General features: G+C 62.2%; 11 protein-coding genes and 1 pseudogene. 7 read left to right on the top strand and 5 right to left on the bottom strand.

All coding sequences use genetic code 11. The features are described from left to right. The 3 genes and pseudogenes from AWB75_RS11975 to AWB75_RS11965 form a co-directional block, all read right to left on the bottom strand. Positions 1 to 2,461, bottom strand: a pseudogene (locus tag AWB75_RS11975) (autotransporter adhesin family protein); the annotation flags it as partial. Positions 2,462 to 2,585: 124 nt separating this feature from the next. After that, the gene (locus AWB75_RS11970; protein WP_061124291.1) at positions 2,586 to 3,749 is read right to left on the bottom strand and encodes a dienelactone hydrolase family protein; all 1,164 of its coding nucleotides are present in this window, start codon (positions 3,747 to 3,749) and stop codon (positions 2,586 to 2,588) included. Positions 3,750 to 3,805: 56 nt separating this feature from the next. Further along, positions 3,806 to 5,149, bottom strand: coding sequence for an Nramp family divalent metal transporter (locus AWB75_RS11965; protein WP_061124290.1), 1,344 nt, complete (start codon positions 5,147 to 5,149; stop codon positions 3,806 to 3,808). Positions 5,150 to 5,352: 203 nt separating this feature from the next. On the opposite strand from AWB75_RS11965, the gene AWB75_RS11960 reads away from it, so the two are divergent. The 5 genes from AWB75_RS11960 to rpoD all read left to right on the top strand — a co-directional run bounded on the left by AWB75_RS11960 (position 5,353) and on the right by rpoD (position 13,606). Continuing rightward, positions 5,353 to 7,314 carry a phage integrase family protein gene (locus tag AWB75_RS11960; RefSeq protein ID WP_061124289.1) on the top strand — a complete coding sequence of 654 codons (1,962 nt, stop codon included), beginning with the start codon at positions 5,353 to 5,355 and terminating at the stop codon, positions 7,312 to 7,314. Positions 7,315 to 7,487: 173 nt separating this feature from the next. Beyond that, on the top strand, positions 7,488 to 8,666 hold the full coding sequence (locus AWB75_RS11955; RefSeq protein WP_061124288.1) for a ParA family protein: 1,179 nt from the start codon (positions 7,488 to 7,490) through the stop codon (positions 8,664 to 8,666). After that, a complete protein-coding gene (locus AWB75_RS11950; RefSeq protein WP_061124287.1) occupies positions 8,667 to 9,638 on the top strand; it encodes a ParB/RepB/Spo0J family partition protein in 972 nt (323 codons plus the stop codon). It begins immediately after the preceding gene. Positions 9,639 to 9,958: 320 nt separating this feature from the next. Beyond that, complete coding sequence (locus AWB75_RS11945) at positions 9,959 to 11,284, top strand: replication protein O (protein WP_235012072.1); 1,326 nt, start codon at positions 9,959 to 9,961, stop codon at positions 11,282 to 11,284. Positions 11,285 to 11,599: 315 nt separating this feature from the next. Further along, positions 11,600 to 13,606, top strand: coding sequence for an RNA polymerase sigma factor RpoD (rpoD, locus tag AWB75_RS11940; protein WP_061124285.1), 2,007 nt, complete (start codon positions 11,600 to 11,602; stop codon positions 13,604 to 13,606). Between the two features lie 93 nt (positions 13,607 to 13,699). Here the strand turns inward: rpoD and AWB75_RS11935 are convergent, their stop codons facing one another. Beyond that, on the bottom strand, positions 13,700 to 14,047 hold the full coding sequence (locus tag AWB75_RS11935; RefSeq protein WP_061124284.1) for a hypothetical protein: 348 nt from the start codon (positions 14,045 to 14,047) through the stop codon (positions 13,700 to 13,702). A gap of 283 nt (positions 14,048 to 14,330) precedes the next feature. After that, complete coding sequence (locus AWB75_RS11930) at positions 14,331 to 15,035, bottom strand: glutathione S-transferase N-terminal domain-containing protein (RefSeq protein WP_061124283.1); 705 nt, start codon at positions 15,033 to 15,035, stop codon at positions 14,331 to 14,333. 378 nt (positions 15,036 to 15,413) lie between these two features. Here AWB75_RS11930 and AWB75_RS11925 point away from each other — a divergent pair, with 378 nt between their 5' ends. Continuing rightward, positions 15,414 to 15,929 (top strand): hypothetical protein, encoded by a 516-nt coding sequence (locus AWB75_RS11925; RefSeq protein WP_061124282.1) that lies wholly within the window; start codon positions 15,414 to 15,416, stop codon positions 15,927 to 15,929. A gap of 89 nt (positions 15,930 to 16,018) precedes the next feature. Continuing rightward, a complete protein-coding gene (locus AWB75_RS11920) occupies positions 16,019 to 16,786 on the top strand; it encodes an SDR family oxidoreductase (RefSeq protein ID WP_061124281.1) in 768 nt (255 codons plus the stop codon). The last annotated feature ends 4 nt before the right edge of the window (positions 16,787 to 16,790 follow it).

The raw sequence follows: 16,790 nt of genomic DNA, 5'->3' as shown, positions 1-16,790 counted from the left end.
GCGTGGGCGTGGGCGTGGGCGTGGGCGTCGGCGTGGGCGTGGGCGTGGGCGTGGGCGTGGGCGTCGGCGTGGGCGTGGGCGTGGGCGTGGGCGTGGGCGTCGGCGTGGGCGTCGGCGTCGGCGTCGGCGTCGGCGTTGGCGTCGGCGTTGGGGCAGCAGGCGCCGGTGGCACGCTCGAACGCAGATACCAGTTGTCCGCCGTTCCCGCGCTCACGCCGCCCTTGAACAGGTAATAGGTGTACGCACCGGCCTCCATCGGACGCGCAAGCGTGAACGCGCCCGCCGATGTCGTCGCGCCATTCGTCGCCTGAACGACCATAATGCCGTCGTTCACCGTCAGCCCGCCCGTTCCGCCGACGTTCGTTACGCCGATCGACGTCGTGCCTCCGCCCGCGCCCTGCGCAATCACGAGCTTGTCGCTCGGCGCGCCGTCGGCCGCGAGCACGCTCTGCACCAGAAGCCGTCCCGCCGTGCCGGTGTAATTGCCGTTCACGACGAATTCGTCGCTCGTGCTCGTGCCGCCGTTCGTCAAATCGATCGTTCCCGCGTTGTTCAACGTGACGAGTTGCCCCGCGATCGCCGGCCGCATCGAAGTGCGTCCGATGCCGCCCGCGAGAATCGTGCTCGTCGCATCGAGATTGAGCGTGCCCGTGCCTGTCGCGGCATCGCCGAGCGTCAGTCCGTTCGCATCGAAAGTCAATTGCGTATTGTTAGACGCGTTCACCGTCTCCCAATTGGAAAAGCGCGAGAGACCGCTTGCCTGCACGTTGTCGAGCGTGAGCGAATCCGAGCCCGGGCCGCCGTCGAACTGCGTGATCGCGGCGAGCGCGGGATCGTTCAGGTTGCGGAGCACGGCCGTGTCGTCGCCCGCGCCGAGTGTTACCGGTCCCGCGATCGTGCCGCCGCTCCATGTCAGCGCGTCCGCGCCGGAGGAGGTCGAGACGCCCTGCCCGATGGCCCCGCCCGTGATCGTCAACGCGTTGTTGCCGCTGCCGAGATCCACGCGCCCGCCGATCGTGCCGCCAGAAAGCGTGAACGTATCGTCGTTCTGCGCGGCGGTGACGTTGCCGTCGACCTGCCCGCCCGACATGTCATAGATATTGGAGCCGACGTTCAGATCGACGCTGCCGATGCGCCCGCCCGTGACCAGCGCGACATCGCCGTTCGCAAAGACGCCGACGATGCGCCCGCCCGACATGGTGAACGTGTCGCGCCCGTCGCCCTGATCGAGCGAGTCGAGCTGGCCGGCGGTCATCGTGAATGCGTCGACGCCATCGCCCTGCCGAATCTGTCCGGTGACCACGCCGCCGTTCATCGTGAACGTATCGCGGCCAGTATCGGTGCGCACCGCGACGCCCGCGCCGCCCGCGATCGTTCCGGTGTTCGTGACGGACACGTTGATGTTTCCCCTTGCCGCAATCGCCTCCGCGCCCGTGCCGCGAATCGTGCCCGTGTTGTCGATCGTCTCGCCGCCGTTGGCGATCGTCACGCCCGTCGTGCCTTGAATCGTGCCCGCGTTGTCGAGCGTGCCGCCGCCATTCGCGACGATCGCGCTTGCCTTCTGACTCGTGATGCTCGCGTTCTCCGCATTCACGATCGCCGCGCGACTCGCGATGGACATGCCCAGGCCGCCCGTGCCGCGCGCGATGATCGTGCCGGTGTTGGTGATCGTGCCCGGCGATGCATCGAGCGAGACGATGCCGTGCGCGTTGCCGCCGGACACGTCGATCGTTCCGTTGTTCGTGATGACGTTGTTGCCGGGACCGTTCACGATACCGCCATTGGCGAGCATGCCGTGCGCCGATGTGCCGGTCGTCGCGATAGAGCCGTTATTGATGAGTGTGTCGCCGCCGGTACGCGCGCCCATTCCGCTCGAATTCGAGCCGCTCGTGACGATCGTGCCGTCGTTGGTGAGCGCGCCGCCGCCTGGACTGCTGAAATCGTTCATCGCGGTGGCGTTCGCGCCGCTCGTCGTGAGCGAGCCACCGGCCTCGTTGCGCATGATGACGGCCGCCGCGCTGTTGAACATCGCTTCCGAGCTAAAGCCTGCTGTTGACACGACGCCGCGGTTCACCAGCGTGTTGCGTCCCAACGCGGTGCTTTGTGAGGTCATTCCGTCAAAGCTGTCGCCGGTCACGTGCAGCGTTCCACTGTTCGTCGCGGTGCTCGTATCGCGCACGAATAGTCCGTTGCGATTGATGATGTCGAGCTCGGCGCCGGGCAGAACGTTGATCGTCACGTTGACGCTGCCCGGCACCGCGATGACCGACAAGGTCGACGGATTGGGCAAGCGCGTGTCGCACGTGGCCGTCACGCCGGACTGGGGCGCGTTGTTGTCGCACGCGCCGAACGTGGGCAGTGCGCGGAAGAGACAAGAAACGCCGAACGCGAGCGAAAGCGCATGCGCGAGCGGCGTCGATCGGACTGGAAGGAACGAGCGGCGCATGACTTCTCCGGCCATGCGGACGGTTTCGATTTGATCAGCAGCCCCGTATATCGTTACGGCCCGCGTGCACGGCTCGCCCGCAATGCTGTGCACAGATTAGTGCACGCATTGGGCTTTGCAAAGAAAGCTCGATCGCCCGTCAGATCGGCTTGCCCGCGCTCGATGCCCAGCCGGGCATGAGTTCATTGCTCGGCAATGTTTCATCGATCAGCTTGCGCGCAGTTTGCCTTCCCGCAACCGGCAGGCCTTCGGGATTCAGCGCGCCGATCTGCACGAGCACCGAAGCCTGATCCCAGTAGATATGCTCGTTATAGAGCTTGTCGCCGCGAAAGCGGATCACCGCGAGCATCGGCACTTCGAAGTATCGGCCGGTCGGCGCGAGCCCCGGCAATAGCCAGTCGATCTCGCGATCATGCGTCGCACAGAATACGAACTCATCGACGACGCGGTCCGCGCCGATCGTGCGCGACACCGGAATCAGCTTCGTGTCGGCCGGATTCGAATGGATGAAGTGATATCGGTAGAAACGCTTGAGCTGATCGTGACCGACACCGCCGGTCATCGTCGGCACGTGATTCACGTATGGCTGATCGACCATCGTCGGCATCACGGCGTCGACATCGCGCGTGCCGAACTCGAAGTAACAGTGCCGTTCCCACAACGAATCGAGATCGAAGAGCGGCCCGAGCACTTTACGCAGCATCGACAGCGTGCGTGAATAAGCCATCAGCGCGGCGGGCTTGTCGAAATGTTCGCTTTCCGAAACGATGAAGCCATTCGATGTGCCCGGATAAACGTAGCGCTCGATGTGCGGCTTGTTCGCGAGCGCGGCCTCGACTTCGCTCGGATCGTGCGAGCCGCTTTCGGCGAAGTGGAAGACCATCGGGCAGCGGATCGTCGGGATATCGGCGAGCAAGGCGGCGAAGTCATCGGGGCAGTAGCAGGCGGCGCAATCGACGTCCGCCTGCGCGGCGATGCGCGTCGCGAGTTGCCCGCCGCGCCCGAAACCCACCACGCCGATTTTCCCAGCGTGTTGCGGCAACGCGCGCAGGCCATCGACGAGCGCCGCGAAATTTTTCGCCGCGACGCCGCCGGGCTTGGGGTCGCGCGGTGGAAGTTGCGGCGCGAGCACCACATAGCCCTCTTCGGCGTACAGATCGGCAGTGCGCCGGACGAAGTCGTCGAGGCCCGCCGTATCGTGCAGCAGAACGATGCCCGGACCCGAGCCTTTCGCGGGCTGCGTCACGTAAGCGGGAATTGCCGCGCCGTCGCGAAGCCTGATGTCGATGAACGTGCCGCTCATTGTCCGGGTCTCCTCATATATATAGAGCGAGTTTTTTGGCGGCGCGCGCCGTGCGTTCAGGACAGCAGCGTGTCGGCAAGCAGCTTCACGTTCAGCACGACGATCACGCCCGCGACCAGCCACGCCAGCGCGGCCGTCCAGCGCGAGATCGCGAAGACGCCCATCGTGCGGCGGTCCGACACGAAGCGCACCAGCGGAATGACGGCGAACGGCAGTTGCATCGACAGAATCACTTGGCTCAGCACGAGCAGTTGGCCCGTGCCCTTTTCGCCGTAGATCGCGGTCACGATGATCACTGGCACGATCGCGATTGCGCGCGTGATCAGCCGCCGCGCCCAGTTCGGAATGCGCAGGCGCAGGAAACCTTCCATCACGATCTGGCCGGCGAGCGTCGCGGTGACGGTCGAGTTCAGACCGGACGCGAGCAAGGCAACCGCGAAGAGCGTCGATGCGATGCTCAGGCCCAGCAGCGGTGAAAGCAATCGGAAAGCATCACCGATTTCCGCGACGTCGTCGTGCCCGCTCGCATGAAACACGGCGGCGGCGACGATCAGGATGGCCGCGTTGATGAACAACGCGAGTGTCAGCGCGATGGTGCTGTCGATGGTCGCCCAGCGGATTGCATCGCGCCGGGCCGCGACCGATTTTCCGTAGGCGCGCGTCTGGACGACCGACGAATGCAGATAAAGGTTGTGCGGCATGACCGTCGCACCGAGAATGCCGATCGCAACATAGAGCATTTCGCGGTCGGCGACGATGCGCGGCGACGGCACGAAGCCGCGCAGCACATCCGCGAACGGCGGCGAGGCGGCGGCGATCTGCAACGTGAAGCAGCCCGCGATCACGATGAGCAGCGCGATGACGAACGCTTCCAGCAATCGAAAGCCTTTGTTCATCAGCAGCAGCAAGAGGAAAGCGTCGAGCGCGGTCAGCAGCGCGCCCGCGATCAGCGGAATGCCGAACAGCAGATTCAGTGCGATGGCGGTGCCGATTACCTCGGCGAGATCGCATGCGACGATCGCCGTCTCGCACGCGAGCCAGAGCGCGGAGTTCACGGGTTTCGAATAGTGATCGCGGCATGCCTGCGCGAGATCGCGGCCGGTCGCGACGCCCAGCCGCACCGCGAGCGCCTGTAGCAGAATCGCCATCAGGTTGGAGAGCAGGATGACCGCAAGCAGCGTATAGCCGAAGCGCGAGCCGCCGGCGAGATCGGTCGCCCAGTTGCCGGGGTCCATGTAGCCGACGGAAATCATGTAGCCGGGACCGGCGAAGGCGAGGAAGCGTCGAATCCATCGCCCGTCCGACGGCACGTGCACCGACGCGTACACCTCCGGCAAACTCGGGCGGAACGCGTCGTCCTGCTCGGGCGGTTTCGAAGCGGGGCGTACAGGATCAAGCACGGCTCGTTTCTCCTGCGGAGTACCGTCTGTCGGCGTGCTGGAAATATGCGCCGCGCCGGATGAACATTCAAGCGCGCGAGTCAATCACGCGTCGATAATGAATCGTGACGCTGATAAATCGACTTATCAGATGTAGCGATTTTTCTTGTCAGATTCGAAGGTGGTTGATAATCTTCCCGCAAATCGTTGATAAGAAAGGATAAATGGAAGCGCCTGCACGTCGTTCGACAGACGATAGCCTGAATCAGACGCGTCTGCGCGGCCCTAGCCGACTCACGCGTCAGCACTTCGCGCTGTATCGGGGTTATCTCGACGGCGTGTCGGAAGCGCAACTGCACACCTCGTATGGCGACGCCAGTACCGACGTGCGCACCACCCGGCGGCTGATCGACGCCCTGCGCGACACGCTCTCGGTCCTTGCCCGGCGCGCCCGCGATACCGAGGCGGCGCATCTGCTGCGGCTTCGCCCTGGCAGCATTCCGCTTTTCGAGCCGCCGCCGGCCGCTGCGGTGCCCACGCTCGACGACTTTCGCGAGAACATCGACCCGGACGGCGTTTACGGCGAGTCGGAATTGCTCGCGCTGTATGAGGAAGCCTATCCGCCGCAAAGCTCGCCAACCTTGGATCGGCGCGCCACACGCAATGCGCGACTGCGACGACGGCAGGCCGAAGCGCTCGCGCGCATGGAGGCGTCGCTCGCCCAGGATCCGAGTCCGGATCATCCTGTCGACGGTTGGTTCGAGCCTGCGATTACGGCGCGATTAACGTCGGCTGGACTGACGACACTGTCCGATGTCATCGAACTGATCGAACGGCGGCGGCATCGCTGGTACGCGGCGGTGCCCCGGCTCGGGCCGAAAGGCGCGCAACGCGTCGTCGACTGGCTGCAACTGCACAGCCAGGCGCTTCGGCATACGCTGTCGCCGCTTGCACTGCGGCCGAGGCGGCAGTGGCGAACCGACGACATCGCGGCAGCGCAGCCGTCGGAGATCGAACCGAGCGATACGGTCGCCATCGCGCCGCTCGAAGCGTTGCGCGTTCCCGATGCGTTCGACGGTTCGAAAGGGTCGAATCGCGTGAGTGCGGCGTCCCGCTTCGACACCGATATCCGGGCAATTACGGCCTGGCTCGACGCGCGGTCGAGCAGCGCGCATACGCGGCGTGCGTATCGGCGGGAGGCGGAGCGCCTGTTGCTGTGGGCATTGGTGGAGAAGAGCAAGCCGCTCTCATCGCTCGATGCGAGCGATTGCGCCGAATACATCGGTGCGTTTCTTTCGAATCCGGCGCCAGCGGCGCGCTGGATCGCGACTCAGCGCGGCGAGCGATGCTTCGCGAGCTGGCGGCCGTTTGCGGGGCCGCTTTCAGAACGAAGCCGTGAAACGGCGCGTTCGATCTTGAGCGCGATGGGCGAATGGCTGGTCGACCAGCGATATTTGGGGGTCAATCCGTTCGCGGGGCTCGCGCGCGTCGTGGCGCCACCAGTCTTCGATTCGGTCAGCCGCACACTCGGCCGGGACGAGTGGGCATGCGTGCTGCGGTCGGTCGAGCGAACGGAGTATTCGTTTGCCGAGCACCGCGACCGATTGGCGCTCCTGCTGGCTTACGCCACGGGCCTGCGCCGCGCCGAACTCGCCGCCGCGACAACTTGCGCGTTGAGCGTGGGGCGGCTGTCCGGCCTTGACGGCGTGGTCTGGCGTCTTGCCGTGGACCGGGGCCGGAGATCGTCGCGTACGGTGCTGTTGCCGCCTGCGGTCGTGGAAGCGCTTTCCGAAAATCTCGCGTTGCGCGGCCTTCCGAGCCCGTTGGACTGTGCCGAAGGCACGCCAATTCTGGCGCAAGCGCGCGGCGGCCAGCCGGTGACGCCTGACGGTATCGGAAAGATATTCAAGAGCATCTTTTCGAACGCGGCGGCGTTCATGGACGCGCGGGCACCCGGAAGCGGGCGGCAGTTGCAGTGCGCCAGCACGCACTGGCTTCGTCACACTCACTCTACCCACGCGCTTGGGCACGGCGCGGAACTGCGCGAAGTCAGCGTCGGACTCGGTCATGCCGATGTCTCGACTACCTCGCTGTATCTCAAAACTGAGGATGTTGGGCGCTTTCTCGGCGTCGAGAAGCTGATCCGCAGCGCCTCGATGGCCTCGAAAATCGCAGAATCCTCTTAGTTTCGCGTTTACACGAGCGGAAAGCGTTGTAAAAATGCCCGGCAAGGGCGCTCAAGTACTTCAGAGTTTACTTGAGGTTTACCGGTTCGCCGTTTATTCTTCGGTTTGCAGCTTGTTTTCCACAAACCGAATAATTTATTGCTTACCCAGGCCCGCCAGTGACTGCGAATTCCATGCTAAGCGCTCGGCTTCCCGAAGTCGATCAATCCGTTTCGATCGAAACGCTATTGGGAGTGGCCGCGCAAGCCACTGATATTCTCAATCAGATCCGCGATGCAATGTTGGAGCCGTATCCGCGCAAAAGCGCGCCAACATTCACGAGCGCGCAGGTTGCGTCGCTCTGCGGAATCGACAAGCAGCGATTCCAGTACCTGACGACCAAGGGCGATTTGCCTGCGGGAACGTCGAAGGGCGCGGGCCGCAGCAAGGAGTTCGCGCTCGAAGAAGCGCTGACCTGGATCCGGGCAACGAAAGAGCGCCCCCGCCGACCGGAAGGCAAACGCGGGCGGATCGTGACCATTGCGAATTTCAAAGGCGGCGTCGCCAAGACGACCACGGCCGTCTCTGCCGCGCAGGCGTTGACGCTGCTCGGCCGCAGAGTGCTCGTCATCGATTGCGATCCGCAGGGCACGACCACCCAGCTATGCGGATGGGCGCCCGACGCGGAAATCTCCGACGATCAGACGCTTCTTCCGCTGATCTACGGCGACCAGACGACACTGCACTATGCGGTGCAGGAAACCTACTGGCACAACCTCGATCTCATTCCCGCATCGTCGTCCCTTTTCGACGCCGAATTCGAGATTCCCGCGAAGGTTTTGAACGACAGCACGTTCGAATTCTGGGAAATCGTTCGCAAGGGACTGATGCCGCTCACCGATGAATACGACGCGATCGTCATCGACACCCCTCCTGCACTCAGCTACCTGACCATCAACGCGCTGCTCGCGTCGGATGCGATTTTGCTGCCCTGCCCGCCCGAGGCGCTCGACTTCGCAAGTTCGACGCAGTTCTGGCATCTCTTCGCCGATATCGCGAAGAAACTGCCGGGCGTGCTCGAGCAAAAGCGATTCGATTTCGTGAACGTAATCATGACGAAAGCAAAGTCGGACGATGTTTCGCGCGTTGTGCGCGGTTGGCTTCAGAAAGCCTATGGCGACCGTGTGCTGCCCTTCGAGATTCCGGAGTCGACCGTACCGAAGGGCGCGTCGGCACAGCTGTCGACGGTCTACGACCTGTCGAAACCGGACGGCAGCACGGCAGCATACAACCGATTCAAAGAGCCGCTCGACCGGCTCGCTGAACATCTCGACGCGCAGTTCGCGCGCGCGTGGAATCAGACGGAGGCGTAAATGGGCATCGGGGACAGACTACTCGCCAAGACAGCGAACATCGGCAGCAAGCCAACCGAGCCAGCGCAAGCGCGTCCGGTGAACAACGAACCGCGCACGTCGCCGGGGCGGCTGATGGATGCGCAACATCGCATCAACACGGCTCAGGCGCGGATAAAGGAGCTCGAATCTCAACTCGAGGAGCGCGCGGCACTTGAAGTTCCGCTCGACGTACTCGTCGAAGTGAGCGGACGTCGTCGGAAGCTGACGGCAGAACAGTTTCAAGAGCTGAAAAGCAATCTCGCACAGCATGCGCTCGCCACGCCCATTTTGGTGCGCGTACTGCCAGAGGGCCGCTACGAGATCATCGCGGGACATAACCGCGTGGCCGCCTACCGCGAGCTCGGACGAACCACGATTCGCGCGAACGTCGCGTCGATCGAAGAAGGTGAGATCGAATTCGCGGCGTTTTTTTCGAATCTTCTGTCGCCGTCGCTGACCGACTTCGAGAAGTACTGGAACTTCAAGCGACTGCAAGAGTTGAGCGGCCTGTCACGGAGTCAGATTTCCGAGAGTGCCGGCCTGAGCAAGAGTCACGTCACACGAATCTTCTCGTTCGATGCGTTACCTGAGGCAGCCAAAGTTGCGCTGGCCGAAAAGCCCGAGCGACTTGGAAGCAATGCGGCGCAGAAGCTGGCGGCACTCACCGAGGCTGGCAAATCGGAGAAAGTGATCGAAGCTGTTCGCAAGTTGATTGACGACGAAAACTTTACGCAAGACAGGGCGGTCGCGCTGGCAGCTGAAAAACCGAAGTCAACAGCGCCCAGCGCAACGGTAGTCAGATCGGGAAGAAGGAAGGTCTGCGAGATTTCTACCCGCAACGGCGTGGTAGGCGTCCGTTTCTTCGAAAGGGATGCGACGGATGCAGAACAGTGGGGACAACGCATTGCCGACTTCATCAACAAAACGTTGAGCGAGTCGGAGCAAGACTGAGGTTCTAGTAGGTTTTCGTTTTAAATCAACCACTTAACGAAATCAACCGTAGTTGTAACGCACTGAGCCTAGTAGAACTTCTTTGAAAATCAATGACTTGCCGAAAACGCACTGATGAGGCTGCCATGTAACGAGCAAGCTGCATAAAAGACAAAAGCCTTCGGCGCCAACCGAAGGCTTTTGAATATCGGGCTTAACTGCATATTGCCCGTTCCGCTTCCCGACGCCAATCGGGTCACGAGTACACACCTCGAAGTTTAGCGGAACGCGATCGGCAGTCAAGCGTTTGTCTTCCATTTTTCGAAATGGACGTACTTGACATGCGTATCGCGCAACATTCCGTTGCAGGCGAGGCTGTTTCTCGCCCTCAAACATCCAAAGCTTCGCCCACTGTTGAAGATCAACAGGCTCTCGACGAATATGCCTGCGACCGATCGAACCTACCTTGGGTGATCTTCCGCGCAGCGCATCGCGCGACCCACACCGCCGCCCTACCCGCACGCGCGCGCGCACTGCTCGCAGCTTTGGCGCGCACCGTCGATGCAACTCGACCCTATGCCCCGATCTTCGCGCGCCGAGAATTGCTCACTGGACGTGCTCAGCAATCCATGCGCACGTTCTATCGCGGTCTGGACGACCTCGAAGTTGCCGGACTCATCACTCGCCCGCCCCAGACAAGATATGGTCAAGCCGGCTTGTTCGGTCGCGCATATCTCCACCTCACGCCCAAGGCAGCCACCCTGCTCGGCTTGGTCGAACCCGAAAGCGAGGCCAAGAAGCCGTCCCCCGCGCATAGGGAAGACGCGTCGAAAACCGAAGCCGCTATTTCTTACGCGTGTCCGTCTGTCACCGTGGCAGACGGCGCTATATATAAGGATCTAATCCCAACTACTCAAAAGAGACAACCAGGACGCCTTCCCGCTGACCTCGAGCGCCTGTTGCCGCTGGGTTTTCGAGAATTTCTGATCTTCAAGCTGATGCGCGAAGCCAAACTTCACGGCAAGCTGCTTTCCGATGTCGTCGAAGCCGCCTGGAATCCGCTAAGTCGCGCCAAGCATCCGATCAGCTATCTCCGCACGCTTTTGCGCGCCCCGGTCGATTTCGCCTATCGCATCCGAACCCAACGCGACGCTCGCGCCGAGGAAGTACAGAACCGACTCCGCTCACAACGTGCCGACGACGTCATCGCTAAGTACGCTGGGCAAGTCTTCGTCAGCCACGACGGACTTCGGCGATATCGCATCTCGGACGACCTGCGGTCCATCACGATCCGTCACCGCGACGAGCCCCAACCGCGTGTTCACGCCGGCACGTGGGCACAGGACTTCGTCGCAGCACTCGATGCCGGGCGCATTGTGCCGGGGGATACGGACAGTGCCAGCAACGCGTTCACGCATGACGATATAAACGGACAGACGCGTCCTCCCGAGCCGTCAGGTGCTGCCGCACGCACTACCAGCGCAAGGGGCCGCGTCGAAGCGCACCTGAGCGATCTAAAGCACATTCTTCGCTTGAAACGCGCCGGAGTCGTCCCAACTATGAAGCCAAGGGATGCCGACACGCGGCCAGGTCAGAATCCCGCAGATTCGTTCCGTCTGAGCTCTCTGTTAAAGGCGCTCTCGTCTGCCGCATCGACGCCTTCTTAAGAGATGCGTTGATCGTTTGTTAATCCTTAGACAAATCATGAACGCTCGCGTCGCACAGGAGATCGGAAATAGCCGTATCACGGAAACTTTTTGAAAAACCTGCTGCGTCGCAGTAAACGCTGGTATACTCTAAGGTTGCGCCTTAATGGGCGATTGGAAAACGCAAACCGCGTCCGAACGCGCGGTCTGTGTGCTTTGCTCGATGCGATTTTCAGCAAGCCGTCCGTGGTCGAAGCTGTCATCGAAATCATTGCGAGCCGTCACGCTCGCTTCCGGGGATCTGTCGTCGCCGAGCAAACCTGTCGAGGAGAAAGTATGGCAAGTTTTGATCGGGAAGATTCGGAGCTGGATATCGTCGCGCCGGCGCGCAAATCGCCGGGCCGACGGGCGAACAAAGGGAAGGGCCAGGCCGGCACGATGCAGCCCGATGTCGCAATGACCGCGGAGCAGAATGAAGAGCGTCAGCGCCAGATGCGCGCGCTCATCCAGTTGGGCAAGGAACGTGGATACCTGACGCACGCCGAGATCAACGACCACCTGCCGGATAACTTCGCCGAAACCGCGGCGATGGAAACGGTCGTCGCCACGTTCAACGACATGGGCGTGGCGGTCTACGAGCAGGCGCCGGATGCCGAAACGCTGCTTCTGAGCGATAGCGCCCCGAGCGTGGTTACCGACGAGCAATCGGACGAAGAAGCGGAAAACGCGCTGTCGACCGTGGATTCCGAATTCGGCCGCACGACCGACCCGGTGCGCATGTATATGCGCGAAATGGGCGCGACCGAACTGCTGACACGTGCCGGCGAAATCGCTATCGCGAAGCGCATCGAAGATGGTCTGCACGAGATGATTCAGGCGATCGCGGCATGCCCGTCGACCGTCGCGACCATTCTCGCGGACGCGGCGCACGTTGAATCGGGCGAGCTCAAGATCGACGAACTGGTCGACGGTCTGAAAGAAGACGACACGGAAGAGGCTGCCGATATTTCGGCACCCGAAACAAATGACTCGACCGATGTCGATACGGACACCGATGAATCCGACAGCGTCGAAGATGACGACGACGATCTCGACGGCGCCGATTCGGCCGCTTCGAACGAAGCACGCCTGAAGCAGCTCAAGGCGGATTGCCTCGAAATCTTCGCGCGCGTGCGCGAACTCGCGGAACATGCAAGCAATCCTAAGGGATCGGGCGTGGTCGCGACGAAGGCCGTCGAAAAGGCGCGCGCCGAAATCCAGCGCGAGCTCGGTTCGATCCGTTTCACGGCGAAGACCATCGACCGTCTGTGTGCCGACGTCCAACAGCAAGTCGCGCAAGTGCGCGATTTCGAGCGTCGCGTGTTGCAGATCGCAGTGGATCGTTGCGGGATGCCGCGTGAGAAGTTCGTCGAATCCTTCGTAGGTCACGAAACCGACCTCGAATGGACGACGCGCGCGGCCGCCAGTGGGAAGCAATACGGCGCGTCGCTCGAGCGCAGCCTGCCGGCGATTCAGGCCGAGCAGCAAAAGCTCATCGACATCGAAGGCGTGGTTCAGATGCCGCTCAAGCAACTCAAGCAGATCAACCGTCAGATGACGGCTGCCGAGTTGAAGATGCGTCAGGCCAAGCGCGAGATGATCGAAGCGAACCTGCGTCTCGTGATCTCGATTGCGAAGAAGTACGTCAATCGCGGCATGCAATTCCTGGATTTGATTCAGGAAGGCAACATCGGTCTGATGAAGGCGGTGGACAAGTTCGAATATCGCCGTGGCTGGAAGTTCTCGACGTACGCCACGTGGTGGGTGCGTCAGGCCGTGACGCGTTCGCTCGCCGATCAGGCGCGCACGATCCGCGTGCCGGTTCACATGATCGAAACGATCAACAAGCTGAACCGCATTTCGCGCGAGATCCTGCAGCAGACCGGTCAGGAAGCGCATCCGTCGGTGCTCGCCGAGCGCATGGAAATGCCCGAGGAGAAGATCCGCGGCATTCTCAAGATCGCGAAGCAGCCTGTCTCGCTCGAAACGCCGGTCGGCGAAGATGCCGATGCGACGCTCGGCGACATGATCGAAGACCAGGGCGCCGCATCGCCGGCCGACGCCGCCGTGCATGCGAACATGCGCGCCGCAATCGACGACGCGTTGAACGCGCTGTCGCCGCGCGAGGCTAAGGTGCTGCGCATGCGCTTTGGTATCGACACGGCTTCGGACTACACGCTCGAAGAACTCGGCAAGCAGTTCGATGTGACGCGCGAGCGTATTCGTCAGATCGAGAGCAAGGCAATGCGCAAGCTCATGCATCCGAGCCGCGCCGACAAGCTGCGTCCGTTCCTGGATCGCTGATCCTACGATTCGCCCGAATCCACGTTCGGGTGAATTCGAAAAGCGCGTGCCGCCGAATAGGTGGCACGCGCTTTTTTACGTCTGCGGGAAGCGCTAGCCGTGCCTCGCGCCCGTCGACGCGCACGCTTGCAGCGCCGCGATCGCCTTGTTCGCGAGCGTAAGCGTTTCCTCGCAGGCGAGACGGTCGCGGAAGATGGAGCATCCGCCGCCTGCATTGACGCGCGCCACCGCGCCACGAACCTTGTCCAGCGCGGATTGCGGCGACCCGGTATCTCTGATGATCGACGCAATGTCGAATGCGCTGCCGGCATCGGTTTCCACATAGCCAGGACATTGGGTTTGCGCATGCGCCGCCGCGCAGATCAGCCCGATCGCCGCGATGGCAGGGAACCTTCGTGGCGGGGAATAGCGAAAAGAACAAAAGCGGGAAAGGGCATTCATGGCGTCACCACGGTCGAGCATCGCATCGAAGAACGCGAGCGACGGGCGAATTCGGATCGGCTGAAATGAACGCGCGCTTGTCCACAGATTTCGTGCACAAGCATGTGGATATCCTGAGCATCGTAGCGTCAACGCGTTGATGCATAACGCATTTCACCCGGCGTGCGAAATTCGCGCGCTGCTTCGCCTTTCATTCTGAACCGGTTCTGCGATTCGCGTCGGGCGGACGAGAAATCGTCTTCGGCAGACGCATCAAGCGCCTGCCGACAACTGAACGCGTATATCACCCGCGCTTCGGAATATCCAACCCGCGCTGCACGGCGGGGCGCGCGAGAAACGCGCCGAGCGCGCGCTCCACGTTCGCGAACTCATGAAAATCGACGAGTTCCCGCGCTTCATAAAAGCCGACCAGATTACGCACCCACGGAAACACCGAAATATCCGCGATGCTGTACTCGTCGCCCATGATCCAGTCGCGCCCGTCGAGGCGCTTGTCGAGCACGGCCAGCAGACGCTTCGACTCGGCGACATAACGCGCGCGCGGCCGCTTGTCCTCGTAGTCCTTTCCGGCGAACTTATGGAAGAAGCCGACTTGGCCGAACATCGGGCCGATGCCGCCCATCTGGAACATCAGCCATTGCAGCGTTTCATAGCGCTTCGCGACATCGTCGGGCATGAGTTGGCCGCTCTTCGCCGCGAGGTAGATGAGAATCGCGCCGGATTCGAACAGCGGCAGCGGCTCGCCGTTGGGCCCGTTCGGATCGATGATCGCGGGAATCTTGTTGTTCGGATTGAGCGACAAAAACTCGTCCGACATCTGGTCGTTCGCATCGAAGCGAACGAGATGCGGCTCGTAAGGCAAGCCGGTTTCTTCGAGCGTGATCGAGACTTTCACGCCATTGGGCGTCGGCAGCGAGTAAAGCTGGATCCGCTCGGGATGCTGTGCGGGCCACTTTTTGGTGATCGGAAAATCAGAGAGAACAGTCATGTAAGGTCCTCGAGGGTCGAATCGCCGAATATAACGATTTCATCGACTTCGTGCCCTGATGGCACCACGGCGCGCGGTGTCATCGGGCGGACACGTCGGAAAGAAAAGATTGCGGGATCTCGTACAGACGCCGCGTGTCGAAGCGCAGAACCTGTCATTGCCTCGACTACAAAGTGTTTGCAGGAATCGCCGGACACGTACGAGGAATGCGCGAAGCGCCAAGGTCAAGAATTCGACCAACACACAAGAAACCACCCCATTGCGGGAATAATGCAGCGCCTGCGCGACGTGCGGGCCGGTTCGCTGGCTCGCTTATTGCATCGACGGAGATGCCCGAGCATCCCTGTCGGTCTTACGAACCGTTGGTTTAACGCTGCCATGAAAACCGTTCCTCTCGCAACGCTTACCGCATTCGCTGCCGTGGTCGGGGGACTGCTGCCCAGCCTGTGCGAAGCGACACCGCTCGAAAGTCAACTCGACTGCAAATCCAGTGCGCACCGATTCATTGCGCCGCTCGTCGCCGACAAGTCCATCAATGCGCAGCCGATGCGCGTCGAGGCCAACTCCGTCAACGCTTTCAGGCCGACGCACGGCAGCGAACTCACGGCGTACGGCTTTCGCGTCTACGCCGTGCTGGGCTACGAGCAGGGCGACGACATGTTCAAGCGCGGCAGCGGCCAGCCGATCAACGATTCGGCATATGGCGTGGTGGTGCTCGGTGCGTCGGAGACGGTGGAGGCGAAGGTGCGCGAATCGGGCAGCACGGCGGTCGTGAAGCAGGTCGTGCCGATGGTGATGACCGCCGTTTTCTGCGACGGCAGCGCCGCGCAGAACACGACGACCGCGACAGCAACGGCCGGAGCGGTCACGACGGAAGCGTCGCGCAATCGCTGAATCGTCGCAAACGCGGCGATAATGTTCTCCCAAATTCCGCGCGCGTGCCTGCAAGAGTGTCGCGCGCACGACAACAGGAGAACGCCGATATGTCCGACGCAGCCAACCAGTCTCAACGAATCGCCATCGTCACCGGAGCGGGCAGCGGCATCGGCCGTGCGGCGGCGCTGGCCCTGCTCGGCGACGGCTGGTCGGTCGTGCTGGCGGGACGGCGTCCCGCGCCGCTCGAAGCGGTCGTCGCTGAATCGAAAGCGGCCGATCGCGCGCTCGCCGTGCCGACCGATGTCTCCGATCCGCAATCGGTCGAAAAACTCTTCAACGCAGCGGTCGAGCGCTTCGGCCGCGTCGATCTGCTGTTCAACAACGCAGGCGTGACGAACCCGCCGGGACCGTTCGAAGACTGGACGCCGGAGCAATGGCGCAATGTCGTCGACATCAACCTCAACGGCATGTTCTATTGCCTGCAACAGGCGTTTCGCACGATGAAGGCGCAAACGCCGATGGGCGGACGCATCATCAACAACGGCTCGATCTCCGCGAGCGCGCCGCGCCCGAACTCGGCGGCTTACACCGCGACGAAACACGCAGTCGGCGGGCTGACGAAATCGGCATCGCTCGATGGCCGCAAGTACGACATTGCGGTCGGTCAGATCGATATCGGCAATGCGTTCACCGAGCTTTCCGAGCGCATGTCGAAGGGCGTGCCGCAGGCGAACGGCGAGATCGCCATCGAGCCGATGATGGACGTGAAAATCGTCGGTCAGTCGGTGCTGTACATGGCGAATCTGCCGCTCGACGCGAACGTGCTGTTCCACACCGTGATGGCAACGAAGATGCCATTCGTTGGCCGCGGCTAAGCGG

Source organism: Caballeronia catudaia (assembly GCF_001544755.2).
Classification (GTDB): Bacteria; Pseudomonadota; Gammaproteobacteria; order Burkholderiales; family Burkholderiaceae; genus Caballeronia; species Caballeronia catudaia.
The sequence above is the reverse complement of the archived record's forward strand: the minus strand, read 5'-3'. Positions and strand labels throughout refer to the sequence as shown.

What these genes read in the sequence shown, in the direction of transcription:
- AWB75_RS11970 (WP_061124291.1), bottom strand. Translation starts at nt 3,749, where the DNA reads ATGAGCGGCACGTTCATCGACATCAGGCTTCGCGACGGCGCGGCAATT.
- rpoD (WP_061124285.1), top strand. Translation starts at nt 11,600, where the DNA reads ATGGCAAGTTTTGATCGGGAAGATTCGGAGCTGGATATCGTCGCGCCG.
- AWB75_RS11945 (WP_235012072.1), top strand. Translation starts at nt 9,959, where the DNA reads ATGCGTATCGCGCAACATTCCGTTGCAGGCGAGGCTGTTTCTCGCCCT.
- AWB75_RS11955 (WP_061124288.1), top strand. Translation starts at nt 7,488, where the DNA reads ATGCTAAGCGCTCGGCTTCCCGAAGTCGATCAATCCGTTTCGATCGAA.
- AWB75_RS11920 (WP_061124281.1), top strand. Translation starts at nt 16,019, where the DNA reads ATGTCCGACGCAGCCAACCAGTCTCAACGAATCGCCATCGTCACCGGA.
- AWB75_RS11935 (WP_061124284.1), bottom strand. Translation starts at nt 14,047, where the DNA reads ATGAATGCCCTTTCCCGCTTTTGTTCTTTTCGCTATTCCCCGCCACGA.
- AWB75_RS11930 (WP_061124283.1), bottom strand. Translation starts at nt 15,035, where the DNA reads ATGACTGTTCTCTCTGATTTTCCGATCACCAAAAAGTGGCCCGCACAG.
- AWB75_RS11960 (WP_061124289.1), top strand. Translation starts at nt 5,353, where the DNA reads ATGGAAGCGCCTGCACGTCGTTCGACAGACGATAGCCTGAATCAGACG.
- AWB75_RS11950 (WP_061124287.1), top strand. Translation starts at nt 8,667, where the DNA reads ATGGGCATCGGGGACAGACTACTCGCCAAGACAGCGAACATCGGCAGC.
- AWB75_RS11925 (WP_061124282.1), top strand. Translation starts at nt 15,414, where the DNA reads ATGAAAACCGTTCCTCTCGCAACGCTTACCGCATTCGCTGCCGTGGTC.